This is a genomic window from Malacoplasma iowae (genome assembly GCF_900660615.1).
Lineage (GTDB): Bacteria > Bacillota_I > Bacilli_A > Mycoplasmatales > Mycoplasmoidaceae > Malacoplasma > Malacoplasma iowae.
In genome coordinates, this window is record NZ_LR215023.1 from 918,427 (window position 1) to 935,925 (window position 17,499).

9 protein-coding genes are annotated in these 17,499 nt (G+C 24.8%); all 9 read right to left on the reverse strand.

Features of this window, described 5'->3' with window-relative positions; all coding sequences use genetic code 4:
• Nucleotides 1-39 precede the first annotated feature (39 nt).
• The 9 genes from EXC57_RS03635 to EXC57_RS03675 all read right to left on the reverse strand — a co-directional run bounded on the left by EXC57_RS03635 (nucleotide 40) and on the right by EXC57_RS03675 (nucleotide 17,185).
• Entirely contained in the window at nucleotides 40-399 is a 360-nt protein-coding gene (locus tag EXC57_RS03635; RefSeq protein WP_004024770.1) for a hypothetical protein, read from the reverse strand.
• 95 nt (nucleotides 400-494) lie between these two features.
• Entirely contained in the window at nucleotides 495-5,258 is a 4,764-nt protein-coding gene (locus EXC57_RS03640; RefSeq protein ID WP_004024771.1) for an ABC transporter permease, read from the reverse strand.
• A gap of 95 nt (nucleotides 5,259-5,353) precedes the next feature.
• Nucleotides 5,354-7,297: an ABC transporter ATP-binding protein gene (locus EXC57_RS03645; protein ID WP_004024772.1), complete on the reverse strand. Its 1,944-nt coding sequence runs from the start codon at nucleotides 7,295-7,297 to the stop codon at nucleotides 5,354-5,356.
• Nucleotides 7,290-9,113, reverse strand: a complete 1,824-nt coding sequence (locus EXC57_RS03650) for an ABC transporter ATP-binding protein (RefSeq protein ID WP_004024773.1) — start codon at nucleotides 9,111-9,113, stop codon at nucleotides 7,290-7,292. Before EXC57_RS03650 ends, EXC57_RS03645 begins: the two co-directional genes overlap by 8 nt.
• Before the next feature lie 120 nt (nucleotides 9,114-9,233).
• Complete coding sequence (locus tag EXC57_RS03655) at nucleotides 9,234-9,785, reverse strand: hypothetical protein (protein WP_129692653.1); 552 nt, start codon at nucleotides 9,783-9,785, stop codon at nucleotides 9,234-9,236.
• A 16-nt stretch (nucleotides 9,786-9,801) separates the two neighbouring features.
• Nucleotides 9,802-10,251, reverse strand: a complete 450-nt coding sequence (locus EXC57_RS03660; RefSeq protein ID WP_004024775.1) for a low molecular weight protein-tyrosine-phosphatase — start codon at nucleotides 10,249-10,251, stop codon at nucleotides 9,802-9,804.
• Nucleotides 10,252-10,351: 100 nt separating this feature from the next.
• The gene (locus tag EXC57_RS03665) at nucleotides 10,352-11,323 is read right to left on the reverse strand and encodes a hypothetical protein (RefSeq protein ID WP_004024776.1); all 972 of its coding nucleotides are present in this window, start codon (nucleotides 11,321-11,323) and stop codon (nucleotides 10,352-10,354) included.
• A gap of 15 nt (nucleotides 11,324-11,338) precedes the next feature.
• Nucleotides 11,339-13,903, reverse strand: coding sequence for a PTS transporter subunit IIABC (locus EXC57_RS03670; protein ID WP_004024777.1), 2,565 nt, complete (start codon nucleotides 13,901-13,903; stop codon nucleotides 11,339-11,341).
• Between the two features lie 147 nt (nucleotides 13,904-14,050).
• Nucleotides 14,051-17,185, reverse strand: a complete 3,135-nt coding sequence (locus EXC57_RS03675) for an SNF2-related protein (RefSeq protein WP_129692654.1) — start codon at nucleotides 17,183-17,185, stop codon at nucleotides 14,051-14,053.
• Between the last annotated feature and the right edge of the window lie 314 nt (nucleotides 17,186-17,499).

Consider the following 17,499-nt stretch of genomic DNA (forward strand, 5'->3'; position numbering starts at 1 on the left):
GATATAACCAAAATAGGATATATCTGCATATATATTAAATTAGATTAAAAAGAATGGGTGGAAAATAGATTTAAGGATATCTTCATTTAATAATTTGTTTATTGATTTGTCACTATTTTTGTTTACAAAATCAATATATTCTTCTTTTGTAACATCTTTATCATTTATTTTAAATACTTCTTCAACTTTACCGTTGATTGATTTATATGAATGAGAGCATTCTCAATTGTTTTTAGAAAATTCTATATCTTTGATTTCTTCAGATATATTTTTCAATTCTGTTTTTAATTGATTGATAGTTTTAATTAGTTCATCATTTAAATCATTAGAAGTAACAAGATTAACAAGTTGTGCTTGCAACTTCCTTTCTTTAATTTTTAACTCATTGATTTTATTCATTTTAATACCTCCTTGTACAAATACTATAACACTATTTTAGCACTTTGTAAATGAGAGTGCTAAAAATATACAAAATATTTATACAAGTGGTTTAATTAATTTGCTATTGTTTTCTTTAAGTTTGTTTTCTTGAAAAGAATAATAATGATAAAGAAATTAGAAAGTAATATTATAAACAACGATAAAGCACCATAAATATAAGGTAATCAATTAATAACTGAAGATATAAATATATTAGATAAGCTATAAACTGCATATTGTAATGTAAAAATAATTACTATTAACAATATTAATCCGATAAGTAAAGATAAAGCAAGAATTGGTATATATGAAAATAATATACTATTAATATTTTCTTTATTTGAATAACCTAATGTTTTTAATATAGAAATCATTGTTTTAATTTCGCTCATCATAATAGATGTCATAACTAAAATCATAATGACAACGATTGGAACAAAGATTGATATTCCCAATGCTTGAACTGTTTTTATGCTTTGGAATAAATTGACATACACTTGTTGTGTTGTTAAATAACTATCAACATTTGTTAAAACTATATTTATTGGACTATTAGTAAATAAAGAAATTAAATAACTTGCAAGATCTGTTCTATCAAAATATTTATTTAATATCTCATTTTCTAATTTTTTTCTATCTTCTGGTAATACCAATTCTGGGTTTTCACTAATAATGTTATTTAAAACTAATGATTTACCAGAATAGTCATTATTACCATGATATGTTTGTTTTAGAAATTCTGCTAATGTTATGTTATCAACTTTGCTTATCATTGGTCATAAACCAAATAAACTATAAAAGTTAATATTGTTTCTTAAAAAGAAAGTATTGCTATCATCAGTAATTACTGCATTAAATGGAATTTTATTTTGCTCTTCTAAATTATTAGCATAATATTTTACAACACTTTTTTTGTTATTATCATAACCATAATGTGATATTACTTTTCCACCAGTAAGATCATTATCGCTTTCGTTTTGTTTAGTTAAATTTGTTAATTTATTAGCAAGATTTTGACTTACATAAAATTCTTCACCAAAAGAGATAGATGATATACCAACAACTTTTAATTTATATTGATGATTAAGTTGCTTGTTTGCAACTTTTTCAGAATATCTAAAATAAGAATTTAAAACATCAACAGTGACTGTATCACCAACTTTTAAATTATATTTATATGCTGCACCATTATTTATTATTAAAGCATCTTCATCATTTAATAATTCAAATATCTCTTTACTATCATTATTTTTTAATTGGATGTATTTTGATCCAGGTTTAATACCAATTAAATTTATTGATTTAACCTTTGAATTATTTGCTAAGAAATTTGGTTTTGCTTCAACAATAGTTAGTGTTTCAGTGTTTTCATCATATGGAATTATTCCATAAGATAATTTAACATCTTTTGAACTTAATTCTTCATCACCATAAACTTTACCAATAAAATTCAAAAATTCTTGTTTGAATCCAATTTTTTCTGGAACTATTGTATCGCTAATGACCGCTTTAGAATTAACACTATATAAATTTGTTTGATCGTCATAAATTATAAATTTGTATTTTTCCAAATCAGCTCTTATAAATTTATTTTTAGAATCATAAATTGATTTTAAGAAAAATTGGTCTTGAGTTTCAGCTCTAGATATAATTTCTGGAGGTAAAGATGATTTAACAAACTCTCATACATTCAATCCAACTTGTGGAATTTCAATATCAAATAATCACTTACTAAATACAGCATTCATCAAAAATGTTGGATCATATTGTAAAGCTAAATTTGCATTATATGATGGTAACATAATGTTTGCATAATATAACGGTCTATTTTTCTCATCAAGTTTTTGATTTCCAGTTACTGGATCAAATACTTTTAATTGTTCAATTTTATATGGATAACTATATTTTGAAACATTAGTATAAGTTTTACCATTAAGGGTTCCATCATATATTGGATAAATACCATTATCAACATCAGTAAATCCTAAATTAGAATATTTTTCTAATTTATATAAACCACCTTGTTCTGTTGGTGTATTTAAATAAAAACTATATGCATATTTTTTATTTAAAGATGTTAATTGTGTTGATTGTGTGAATTTTTCTGGAACACTAAATGCTATTGAAATTAATGACAAACCAGTTGAACACAATATTGTATAAAACACAAGTCTTCATACATTACACAATGATAAACTTAATCTAAATTTAAATAGGGGACCAACTTTTATAATATTATTTTTTAATAAAGATAAAGCTTTACTTACTTTTATTTCTGTTGTTTGAGCAATTAATTCATTAATTGGTTTTCTAAAAGTAATTTTTAATATTAAATAAGTAAATATGAAAAATATTGCAAAGATAATAAGACAACCAGCAAAGAAACCTATAATACTAAAAGGTAAAAATGTTGTATTAATAAACCAGAATGGAGAAACAACTGAAAAAAATACACTTTGTAAAAAGAAAGCTATTATATAACCTATTGTTCCAGATAGTATAGAAACAACTAAACCAAAAAAACTAACAGCTAAACATATTTTAAAATTACTAAAACCGTTTGCTTTAATGATAGCAAGTTGAACTTGGTTTTTTGTAATATAGGATTTTATTAATAAATAAGCCAAATACAATCCTAATGCTATAAGAATTACAATAATAGTTAAAGCAACAATAGTTACATAAAAAGAAATTGATTTTGGCAATGATATTCTAAATGACAAAATACTTTGACTGGATTTAAAATCACTTGAATCTACAACTAACTTTTCACTTGAACTTTGGTTAAATATTGCTTTATATTGATTATTAAAATTATCGATACTTATTTTTTTAGTATCAATCTGTGTGGAATAATAATCATTTTGAAATATTGTTGGGACTGTTGATAATATTGTTCTATAACCTTGATCATTAACATATATAAGCATTTCGTTATTTGCATTTATAATTAAGTTTTCTAACGAATATGAAGGATATGCCATTTCTGGAGATAAACCAGAACCAATGATTATAAATTTATATGTGTTAATCTCAATCATGTATTTTGAATCAATTGTTGCTATTCATTTTTTAAAATCAACACTAAAATTTTTAATATTAGATAATTCAACATTATCTCAAGCATCTTTCAACTGATTTCATTTATTAACTCATTGTTCTCATTGTTCAATTGGTAAATAATCTTTATTTAATGCTTTTAAATATTTGTCTGGGACAATAACAGCATTGGCATATATGTTTTCTATAAATAAATTAGTTTCTAATTTAACTTGAGAAATTCCAAATAAATAATTAAATTTTAATTTAATTCCTTGTTGGTTAGTAGTAACAAATTTTGATAATTCATATTCTGGTTGGTAAACAGCAAATATATATTTGTAATCACCATAATTTATAGCTTCATTATTATTAAAATTATTTATTATCTTTTCGATTTTTCTTCCAACAACAGGATCAATTGAATTTAAGTTATTTCGAGAATTTAACATTAGTTGAAGTAAGTTAAACATGAATTTGTTTTTTGAAACAAAATATTCAGTAGGTTTAGTTAAATTATCGACAACGTCAAGATATTTTGTACTATCAACTAATTTGCTACCACCAGTATAAACAATTTTATTAACTGAGTTGTTTTCTTTATTTGCAACTATGTAGTTAAATGATGTTGATTGTTCACTTGTTGAAAAAGATTTTTCATTACTGTAATTAATATTATTTTCTTTTGCAAATTTATCAAAATAATCTTCAACACGATTTTTAAATATAGATAATATATATTCTTCTCTTTGGTCAACTAAACTTTCAAGAATTAATTTTTTATAAGTATTGTATTTTTGACCATTTACAATTCCGTCTCAATATCCCTCAATTGCCAAAATAGTAGTTTTAATTCATTCGTTTTTTAATAAAAAATTTCCATGTAAAATATCATTTTTTTCTTGTGGAGTAAAAACTGTTTCCAACATTAATAATTGAAGATTTGATAAAGAAGTTAAATCTAAATTAAAAGTATAAAAAGGATTCTCTTCAACTTTAGTGTTTTTATATAAAACATCATACAAATCAGCATCTTTTGAAACTGCTAATAAATTTGGATCAACATTAGTTGGTTTTAAATAAACGTTTGGCGAACTTATATTAATTGCTAAAGTAGTTGCTGAATTTGTATCAAACTCATTGAAATTAGCTCTACTTGCTCTATATGTTGTTTCTAGCAATTGGAAATTATCTTCAATTTTTTTAGTTGATGGATTATAGTTTCCAATTATTTTATTGTTTCCAAATTCATCTTTACCAAAAATTAAATTCTCAGGAAAAAATATTTGATGCCCACCTTGATTACTCATTTTTCAACCAAGTGCATTTCATTCACTATAATTGGAAGTTGAAATATTTTTTAAAGTATATAAAACATCACCATATTCATCTTTACTTTGTTCACCAGGAGTTGCTCTAATAATCCCATTTTTTCTAGATCATGGATTAGTATTAACAGTTGGAGAAGAAAAGTCAGAAGGTTTGTATGGAAAGATAATATTAGATTCTTTTTCTTTATAAACAAAATTTGAAACAGTTATGTAGTTATTAATAGGTTTTAAATTATTAAAGTCATTGGTGACATATGTTGGTTTTCTTAAATCATATTTCTTTTCAATAAAACTATTTGAACTATTACCATATCTATTCAAATTTAATATTGAATCATTAGTATTTTTATTTAAATAAAGTAAGCTAAATGAACTAAATATTATACATATAGCAATAAATACTAATGAAATAATCAAAAACAAAGAATTCTTAAAAGATTTTAAGACCTGCTTAATTAACTGTTTCATAATTACCTTTATTTTTTTGTTGTGTTTTTTTAATTATTTATTATATTATAAAAAAACTTTATAAGTAATAAAAAAAATAAAAGACAATTAGTCTTTTATTCTTCTATTATTCCCTTTTTAAATTGTGAATTATATAGGTTAGCATAGAAACCATTTTTAATTTTTAATAGTTCTTTATGATTTCCTTTTTCAATTATTTTTCCATCATTCACAACAAGAATTTGATTAGCATTTTTAATTGTGCTTAATCTATGTGCAATCACAAATGAAGTTCTACCCTTCATAAGTTTTAACATTGCATTTTGGATTAATAATTCTGTTCTTGTATCAACAGAAGATGTAGCTTCATCTAATATTAAAATATTAGATTTTGAAATTACAGCTCTTGCTATTGCAAGTAATTGTCTTTGACCTTGAGATAAATCTTTGCCATCTGAAGATAAAACTGTATCATATCCATTTTCAAGTTGTCTAATGAAAAGATCAGCATCAGCTATTTTTGCAGCTTCTTCAACTTCTTGATCTGTTGCATCTAATCTTCCATATCTAATGTTTTCTCTTATTGTGTCATTAAATAAGAAAGTATCTTGTAAAACTATTGATATATTATCCCTTCAAGATTTTTCTGTTATTTCATTGATTTCTTTACCATCAATTAAAATTTGACCAGAATTATAATTATAAAATTTAGTTAATAAATTTATAATTGTTGTTTTACCAGCACCTGTTGGACCAACAATTGCTATAACTTCACCTGGTTTTGCATTAATGTTAGCATCAATTAAATTTAATTTTTCTTCAGTATATCCAAAGTTAACATTTTTAAATTCAACATGACCTTTAACTTCTTTTAATTCAATTGCATTTTTATTAACTTCTGGTTCTTTAAGTTCAATTATATTAAATACTCTTTCAGCACCAGCTAGACCTGCTTGAACAACATTTAATGTACTTAATAATTGTTGAATAGGGTTAAGTACATTTCTAAGAAGCAATGTATATGTTGATATAAAAGCAATATCTGCCATACCGAATGGAGGTGCAAAGTTACCACCAATTCCACCAATGTTGATGTTGTTTAAATTGAAAGCAACAGCAATACCTGTTACAGCTAGTAACAATACATTTGTAATAAATGAGAATCAAGAAAACATAAAACCAGAATATGTTTGAGAAATAACTGCACTTTTAACTAAAGCATTGTTATATTTTGAAAATTCTTTTGAAACTTCATTTTCACGGTTCATTAAATTAGTAACTCTTTGACCAGAAATCATTTCTTCAATATAACCGTTTAGATCCCCAAGTTTTTCTTGTTGAATTACAAATTGTGGTTGTGCTTTTTTGATGAAAATATAACATAAAGATAACATTAAAGGAAGAAGTAAAATAGTAATTAATGTGATATATGAACTTAATATAAACATTAATATAATAGTTAAAACAATTTGAAATAAAGATTGAATAAATTGGCTTAATGATTGAGTTAATCCTTGACTCACATTATCAATATCATTACTCATCCTACTCATCAAATCACCACTTGGATGAGAATCAAAATATGAGATAGGCATTTTTTGTAATTTTTCAAATACTTCTTTTCTTAACTTAGCACTTGTCTTTTGAGAAATTTTAACCATTAAAACATTTTGAATTGATTGTGATAGTAAAAATGCTAAATAACAAATAAACATGTTAACACATGCAGCAACAAAAGACATTACATCTTCTCTTGGGAATCCCCAAGTTAAAAATTCAATAAAAGGTGTTCTATCATTAAAAACGATAGTTGGTCCTGCACCATTACTAGTTTTTACTTCTTTAATTGAAAAGAAATATTGAATCATTTGACCAAATAATAAAGATGCTAAAACATACAAAGCAACACCTATTAAAGAGAAAACTAAAGTTCAAACTAAAATAGATTTATTCTCTTTTATTTGTTTAAAAATTTTTATTGTTGTTTTTTTGAAATTTTTAGGAGTAGCAGCAGATAAAGCACCACGTCCCATCATACCTGAATTAGATGCTTTAGACATTTTTTTGCTCCTCCTTATTCATTTGAGATGCCACAATTTCTTTATATAGGCTACATTTTTTTACAAGATCATTGTGCTTTCCGTACCCAACAATTTTACCAGCATCTAAAACCATAATATTGTCTGCATCTTTAATAGAGTTAACTTTTTGAGCAACAATAATAGTTGTAGTGCCTTTCATTTTTGTTTTAATATTGTTTCTTAATGTAACATCAGTAATAGCATCAAGTGCACTTGTTGAATCATCAAGAATTAAAATTTTTGGTTCCCTAATTAATGCTCTTGCTATTGATAATCTTTGTTTTTGTCCACCTGATAGGTTTTTAGCTCTTTGTTCTACTTTATGATTTAAATTATCTTCAAATTTATAAATAAAAGGTTTAGCACAAGCAATATCAATTGCTTTATCTATATCTTCATCTGTTGCATCTTCTTTACCAAAAAGTAAATTAGATTTAATTGTTCCTGAAAATAAAATATTTTCTTGTAATACTTGAGCTACTTTATTATTTAAATCAATTGTATTAATTTCATTAACATTTTTGTTATCAACTAAAACTTCTCCTTTGTATGGAACAAAAGTTCTAGACAATAAACTAACAAGAGTTGATTTACCACTTCCAGTTGGACCAATTATTCCAAGCGTTTCACCTTCTTTTAATTTAAATGAAATATTTGATAAAACATCTTCAGAATCTTTTCCATATTTAAAACTTACATTATTAAATTCAACACTTGATCCTTCAATTAATAAACCTTCAGATATTTTTTGAATATCTGGTACCTCTACTAAAATTTCATTAATTCTTTTTGCTGAAATTTTACTTCTTATATAAATTACAACAACCATTACTGACATCATTAGCCCACCAGTAACATATCCTAAATATTGTGAAAAGACTGTAATTTGTGAACTTAGTTCTATAATGTCTGTTTGACTTATGTTATAAAAACTTCTAGCTAATATAGACATAATGATAAGAGAAATGTTTGTTACAAACATAATTAAAGGAATCATAATGTTCATTCTTACAAATGCTTTTGTACTATTTAAACATCATTCATTATTTATTAAATTAAATTTAGAATCTTGTTTTTCTTCAAGATTAAATGATTTAATAACTCTAACACCTAAAATATTTTCTCTAGATTCTTTATTAATAGCATCTAACAATTTTTGGTTTTTTATAAATAATGGAACTGTAAGTCATGAAAAAACTGCAATTATTATTAACATTAGTGGAATCATGATACCCAATGTTATTGATAAATTAAGATTTGTTAATAAACAGAAAATCAATCCACCAATAAATAAGAATGGAGCTCTAATCATAATTCTTAACATAATAAGCATTATGTTTTGTACTTGAGTAACATCATTTGTAAGTCTAGTTACAAGACTTGAAGTAGAGAATTTTGAGATATTACTCAAAGATAATTTTTGAATTTTTTCAAATAAATGTTGCCTAGTAACTTTAGCAAGTTCTACAGAAACTTTTGAAGCAAGATATGATGAAGACAAACCAAATCCAATTCCTAATATAGAAAAGCCTGTCATCATACCTAAAGATACTGCAAGAGATTCTTGAAGTGAACTTGTTTTTATATACCAATCTTTATAAATAATAACAACCTTTAAAAGACTTTGATATTGTGGTGAGTTTTGACTTATTCCATTAGCTACAACTACAGTTATTAAAGTTGCAAGCAAACTTGGAACAATTAAATCTGTTATAACTTGTAAAAATGTTAGTAAAGCCGCCACAAAAGAAAGAGACTTATATTTTTTGTTTAATAGTCCAAATAACTTAAACATAAAATACCTCCAAAAGCAATAATCAAAATGACTAACATTATAAAAACTAAATACAATTATACTCCTATTAAGATTTTTATTATAAAAAAATTAATAATGATAATTTTTATTTAGTTTCTTTTATTTTTTATTCTTTTCTTTATTTTCTTTAAATTCTTTGTTTTTTTCTTTAGTTTCTTTTTTAGTAACTTCCTCAGAACTATTTATTTCTTTGTTTTCATTTTTATCCATTTTTTCTAATTCTTTTTTCTCTTCTTGTTTTTGTTTGTATAAATCCTCAAGCATTTTTTGAGTTTCATCTCCTCCATTAACAAGAATTTTAATTTTGTTTTTAAGTGTTAATGATTTAGAAACTGGAGAACCTATACATCAATTTGCTAGAATTAATAATTCTGGTGTATTTACATCATTAATTTCCAAAATTATTCTTTTTATTTTTTTAACAATAAAAAAGTTGACTAAATAAGAAGAGGCTAAAAATAAAATTAAAATTGATATTCCAACAATCATAAATGGATTAATTTCATTTGAGTTTTTATTAATTGAAATACCAAAAATTCCAATTCCCAATCCCACAATAGCTAATAATATATTAGCTGTTCAACATATTATTATTAATGAAAGCAATTTATTAATTTTTTTATAATGATTTATTTTAGTTACATCTATCATGTTTATTACCCTTTTATTATTTTAAAATTGTACTTAAAAAATTATCTATTGCTTCATTTAACAAAGAATATGTTAATTCGAAATTATTTGTATATCAAGGATCAGGAATTTCATCATATTTTTGTAATTTAAGATAATCAGTTATCTTAAAAAGTTTTTCTTTAGGAACTCCAAAACTAATTAAATCTTGATAATTTGAATTATCCATTGCAAATACATAATCTGATTCATTAACAAGATTTGATGTTATTTTTTTACTAACAAATGGTTTATTATTAATATTATTTTTTTGTAAAATATTAGCTGTTTTTTGATGCATATATTCACCATCATGGTAACCAGATGTTCCAGCACTATCAACAGTAATATTGTTATTTTTGTATTTATTAACAATCAAATCTTTACAAATAAATTCTGCCACTGGACTTCTACATATATTACCTAAACAAACAAAAGTTATTTTCACAATATTCACCTTATAGTAACATTACATATATTATAATTTTAAATTTATTATAAATAAAAAAATACCCTTATTACTATAAGGGTATTTTACAAAAATTGAACTAGATGTTTGCTTGAGGTTGTTCTTCAACAACACCCATAAATTCTTTATTTAATTTAACACTTAATTTAGCAACAAATGTGATTTCAATTGCAATTACTAATACAGTACCAAGTAATATTGACATACTACCACTAGAATAATGTGATTCTAAAGAACCAGTATATGATAAGTTATTTCCATTATTTGTTTGTGCAGCTACCATTTTCATCATTTCTGCAGCTTGTTTTGTTGGATCTCCACCTGTTAATTTGCTAGCATCAATAGCTAGTGAGTAGAAATTAGAAATACTTAAATGTGGATCATTACTTGTAGCTATTAATTGAACTGATATTTGAGTTTTTACAATTTTTAATGTTTCAGTTGTTGTAGTTGAATCTGTGCTAGCTACAACAGAAACAGCGCCACCACCAGTACTAGATTGAACCTTTTCAGTTTCAACTACTTTTGTTATCATTGCTTGTCAGCTACCAGCTCCTAATGGTGAAGCTAACATTGTAATTAAGAATACATATATAACAAGAACAAATGGTAATCCAAGATTTCAAACTGTTAGTGATTTAGAATTTGCAAAAGTAAATTTATTTACTTTAAAAATAATAAATGTTACACAAGAATAAATTAAAGCTATACCAACAATTACAATTGTAGCAATTCCAAAAGCACTTAATCTTCAATTTAAATTAGATGTGTACGTATATGTATATGTATAAACACCATTATTATCATTACTTGATGAAGCTGAACCATTAAGCATGTTAGATTGAGTTCCATTTGTGTTACTAATTAATTCACTAAATGCATACATTGATCCAGTTTTATTATTTGCAAATATTCCATTAAGATCTGGCTTTAATAGTGCTGCTGCTGTTACAAGTATTGCAGCAATATATAATAATCCCATTGCAACTAAACCAATTATGTTTAATGTTAATCTAGACATTTTACGATTACTATTAAAAGTATTACTCATAATTTTACCTATAGATTAGTTAGATTTTGCTTTTACTGGACCTATTTCAAATAAAGGTTCACCTTTAGTTACGTTTCCAGATTTTTTCAAAATCTTAACTTCTCTTCCTTTCAATGATTCATCTAAAACAATAATTGGAGTAACTATTGATTTTGCATAGTCTTTTAATTGGTTTAATTTAACATTTGCAATAACATTATCAACTTTTATTGCATCTCCAGTTTTAACTTTTGGTGTGAATGGGTTAACATCCTTCCCATCCTTATCTTTTAAGTTAATTGAATCAATACCAATGTGGATTAGAATTTGTGTTCCTTTTTTAGATTCAAAAGTATAAGCATGGCCAGTTTCAAATACTAATGACATTGTTCCATTAATTGGTGCAACAAATGTAGATGCACTTGGGATAATAGCAACACCTGTTCCCATCATTTGTTGTGCAAATGTATCATCTGGAACTTCTTCTAATGGAACAACTTTTCCACTAACTGGAGCCTTAACTATAATTTTTTCATCACTTTTTTCTTCTTGTGTTGATTGTGATGTTAATGATTTAACTGGTTCATTATCACCATATTTTAAGAATTCATCTTTAAGTGATGGGTTTTGTTCAATTTCATAAATCATTTCATTTATTTCATTTTTAATTCTGTCAGCTTTAGCTCCATATACAGCATAAACAGATTGTTTAGATGGTTTTATAACTCCACTAGCTCCTAATTCAGAAGTTAATTTATTACCATCAACAATGTCTTGGTTAGCAACTTGAATTCTTAATTTAGTAATACATGCATCAACATTTTTAATGTTGTCAAATCCACCATAAGCTTTAACAACTTGAATAGCTAGGGCTCTATTTTCAGTAACATTTAAATTACCTGAAGTTTGTGCTTGTGTTGCAGATTCACCAGTTTTTGATTTTCAATCTGCTTTAGTAAATAGTTTAGTGTTTTCTCCACGTCCTGGAGTAGCAATATCGAACTTCTTGATTGCTCATAAGAAGAAGAAGAAATATATAGGTAAATAGATTACACCAAACACTAATGATCATCATGCATTTGAACCATATTGAATTTGGATACCACCATAAATTACTCAGTCAATAATACCACCTGAGAAAGTCATACCAATATGTGGTGCAACTGATGGGAAGATTAATCCGATTCAGTTCATTAGACCAAATGCTAGAGCACACATAAATGCATGGAATCCTCAGAATAATCATGGAGCTAAGAATAAGAATGTAAATTCAAGTGGTTCAGTAATACCAGTTAAGAATGCAGTAAATCCAGCTGAAGCTACAATTGATAGAGACATTTTTCTATTTTCTTTAGGACATGCCATAACCATAGCAGCTGCAGCGGCTGGTAAACCAAACATCATGAACACATATTTACCTTGTAAGTATTGACCAATGTTTACACCAGAAGCACCACTAGCTTGGCCAATGCCTGGAATCCCAGAAACAGCTGATAAATCAGAGAATGTAATTGTGTGAGTTCCAGCAATTGCATTCATCATTCCAGTTGTTCCATTATTAATAATATTAACTGTTTTACCAACTAAATAAGAGTTAGCAAAGAATCATAAGTTTTGATCCCCTGCAACTGAATTAGCACCAGTATATCCAAATGATTGTGCAATTTCAAGTCAAGTTGATTGAGAACTATTTAATCCTAATTTTAATCCTCCAGAAGTCATTGCCATTTCTGTTAGGTTTAAACTACCCCCAACTTGTGTATATCATAGCGGTGAATAGAATGCGTGGTGTAAACCAAATGGAACTAATGATCTTTCAATGTATCCAAAAATAAATGAGTTAAACCCAAATAAGTTACCACCTAAAACTTGCCCAAGATAGTTAAAAGCAGTACCAATTAATGGTCATAGAATTAATACTAAGAATGCTATTGGAATCATTAATGCAAAAGTAATAATAGGAATAAATCTAACTCCATTGAAGAATCCTAATACTTTTGGTAATTCTATATTTTTAAATTTATTGTATAAAAATGAAACTGTGAATCCAACTATAAATCCACCAAATACAGAAGTAACTAATTGATTTATACCTAACACATTTCCAAACAATGATGCAGGTAAACCATAATCTTTAATACCAAGTGACCCTGGTCCATAAAATAAAATGTTGTAACCAACTACAGCGCCAGATGCATCTGTAACAGCTGTACCAGATGAAATTACAGCGGATTGTAAACCAGAAAAGACTAGAAAACCTACAAGCGCACTCAAACCTGCAGGCCCAGCATCTCTAGTGAATGCAATAGCAATAGCAATTGCAAATAAAACAGGTAATGCCCCAAAAATAACATCTCCTGGAACTTTTAAAAAGTTACCAAAAAGAGTTAACCCAGCATCTCCACCAGCGTTGTTAACAATAGCACTACCAACACCTAAAAAGATACCAGCAACCGGTAAGATTGCAATAGGAAGCATTAAACCCCTAGATAATTTAGCAATAAATTCTCTACTAGCACCACTTTTTTCAGATTTGTTTTTTCTAATTTTTCCAAATGTAGCTTTGAATTTATTACCAATATTAATCAAACCTTGATTCACTAATTATCTCCTTTCTTTATTATTTATGGAAGTAAATTTAATAAAAATATATCCACATTAAAATTATATATACAAATTAAAAATCGATAAATATAAATACAAAAAAAATCTTTATATTATCGATAAGGAGAAAATTTTTTATTTAAATTAGTAGGAAAATTTGATTCCTAAGATATCCAAGATTTCACTAATTGGTATAGAATCAATATTTTTTTGTTTTAAATCTAATATATTTTCAATCAATGCTTTCTTTGTATCTTGCAAATTAATTATCTTTTCTTCTATAGAATCTTTTGAAATTAATTTGAAAACATTAACATTGTTTTTTTGCCCAATTCTATGAGCTCTATCTGACGCTTGATTTTCTGCACTTAAATTTCATCAAGGATCATAATGAATAACATTATTAGCAGTTGATAAATTTAGTCCAACACCACCTGATTTTAATGTGATTAAAAAAACTTTAACATCTTCATTTTTTTCATCATTAAATCTATCAACTAATTCTTGTCTTTCCTTTTTGTTAACTTGACCTGTAATTACAAAATGTTTAATATTTCTTTTATTTAATTCTTCTGACATCAATTTAAGCATTTCACTAAATTGCGAGAAAACCAAAACCTTTTCTTTATTTTTCAAAATTTGGTCTATTAAACTAATACATAAATCAAATTTTGAACCATGATTTTTTGCTCCATTAATAATTAACTTTGGAGAGCAACAAATCTGTCTTAATTTTGTCAGTAGTGCAAAAATAGCCATATTATTTTTTTTGAAATCAGTTTTGTTTTCTTTAACTTTATTTATAATACTTTGTTTTTCTTGATTAAAAATTAAAGAATAATAAAGTTTTTGCTCATTGTTTAGATCTACAAAAAGTGTTTTTTCGTTTTTTTCTGGAAGGTCTTTTAACACATCTTTTTTTGTTCTTCTTAATATAAAATGATATATTTTATCTTTAAGATTATCTAATATTTTTTTATCTGCTGTATTTTTGTATTTAGATTTAAAATGTGAAAACTCTCCTAAGAAACCAGGCATTACAAAATCAAATAATGATCATAATTCTAAAATGTTGTTTTCCATTGGTGTGCCAGTTAAAGCAACTTTATGGTTTGATGTTAAAGATTTAATAGATTTAGAATAAATTGTAAAATGATTTTTTATTAAATGTCCTTCATCAATAACTATTAATTCAAAATTCTTTTTTTTATAAAGTTCAAGATCAGTTGAAAGCATATTATATGAAGTCACTAATACATTATATTTATTCATTTCTTCAATAATTTTTTTTCTTTCTTCTCCATTACCATCAACAGCTTTTATTTTTATGTGGTCTGCAAATTTTGAAAATTCACTTACTCAGTTGTATATAAGTGAACTTGGGGTTACTATTAATGATGTTTTTTTAGTTTCTGTTGAATTGTAAATATCATCAAATAAAGAAATGGTTTGAATTGTTTTTCCCAATCCCATTTCATCTGATAGTATAGATCCAGTTTTTAAATAATAATGTTTTTTTAATCACTTATATCCATCTAATTGATAAGGTTTTAAAAAACCTTTTAAGGTTTCACTTAAATTTGTTTCTACACTTGAAACATTTTGAATTTTGTTAACAAATTCATTAAATTTAGCATCATCTTTAAACTGTTTATTTAAATAATAAGCATTTCATTTTGGTGTTCTAATGCTTAAATTAGTTATGTTTTTAACATTTGTATTTAATAAATCTAATTCATTTTCTAAACTTGTAAAATCTATTATTTTATTGATGTTTATCTTTTTATTACTCGATAAAATAATATATTCTTGTTTATTTAAGTAAGCATTAATTATTTGCATTGCTTCAGAATCTGTAAAACCTTCAAGAGATCATTTAACTTCAAGATAGTCTACATCCGTAATAATTCCTGAAACATAAAATTTTGATTTTACCCTTGGTTTATAAACAAGTGATTTTGAAAGTTTAATTAAATAATTTTTATTATCTTTATTTTTTGAAGCTCATTTTAATAAATTATCAAATTGCTGTTGATTATCAAAAACAAAAAGATTTAATTCTTCAATGTATTCGCCCAAATGTTTTTTTATTTTTTCCAAGATTTTTTGTTCAAGATCAAATTTTCTTTCAATCCCATTTACAGAACTATTGTCATTAAAATTAAAAACTTGTTCACCATATAAATAATGAATTTTAACAACAACATTATTTAAATCTTCATTGTTTTCAATTGTTACACCAAGAATGGGATCTCTATTTAATAAATTGTTTTTTTGAATAAAATCTAAATCAATTCTAAATTTAAAAATAGAGAATGCTTTAGTTATTAATTCAAAGAAATAAACAAAATTTTCTTTTCTTATTCCAAAATTAAAAAAAGAATATAAGTTGTCTAAGTTTTCTTCTTGATTTAAATCAAAAAAAACAAAATATTTCATTGCTGTTTCATTATTTGTAAATAAACCAACACAACAATCATCAAGCTTAGAAAAATCTGAAAAATCTATATGACTTTTTAATTCAATTAATCCATCATTTTTTTTCTTAAATTTTAAGTCTTTATCTTCAAAATTTAGAAAAAATAATTTATTTTTTTCATCATTAAATTCATTGAATATTTGAACATTTCCTGTTTCATCAGTTATAAAACAATTAGAATCAGCACACATTTTTAAAAAAGGTTTAAAACCAGATTCCTGTATTCTAAAATTGTCTTTTCTAAATTGTGGTTCGTCTATTCTTATTTGGTTTAAAAAATTTATAATGTTGTAAAATTCTTTTTTATCTTTAATTAAAGGATTAAGATTTAAAAAAACACCATTATAATCTATTGAAATATTACCTTTATAAAATTGATCTAAAATAATAGGGTAGCTTTTATGAAAAACAACAACATAAGGAATAACATAGACTTTATGATTAAAAAAATTCAAAGAAAAACCTAAATTAAAATCATCAATTTTATTTATATCAATTAAGTTTCTTAAAACTAAATATTCATTATATTTGTAAAAAGAAGCAATAATATGTTTGCATGGGCCACCAAATTCTTCAAATGTTTTACAAGAACATTTGAAGTTTTTAATTATACTGTTTTCAAAAATAAAGTATCCTGTATAATTTTTAGAATTAAATTTTACATAAACACCATTATGTTTGTTATCTACGTGCTCTATTGATACTTCATTTTTTGAATAATATTCAATTCCTCTATCTTTGAACTTGTTATGATTAACAAGAGAATCAATATACATATCTTTAATAATTGTCATATTCATATTAATTATTTTAGTTTAAGAAACATTTTTTTATTTAAGAAATTCTTAATTGTATATAAAGTTTTAAAAAAATAATATATGGTTTAAAAATAAAAAATTTTATTTTTTACAAAAATAAAATTACAGAAGCAAATTTAATAAAATTAATAAATTCATTTGAAAATAATTTCTAAAATAAGAATCAAAAAACTAAAAGCTATAATTAAGTTCAACAAATCATTTTCATAATAATTTTTATTTTTGTTACAAAAATTATTTTGAACAAAAAACATTTATAAACATTATTGTTGCTCAATTAATTTCATTAAAATAAT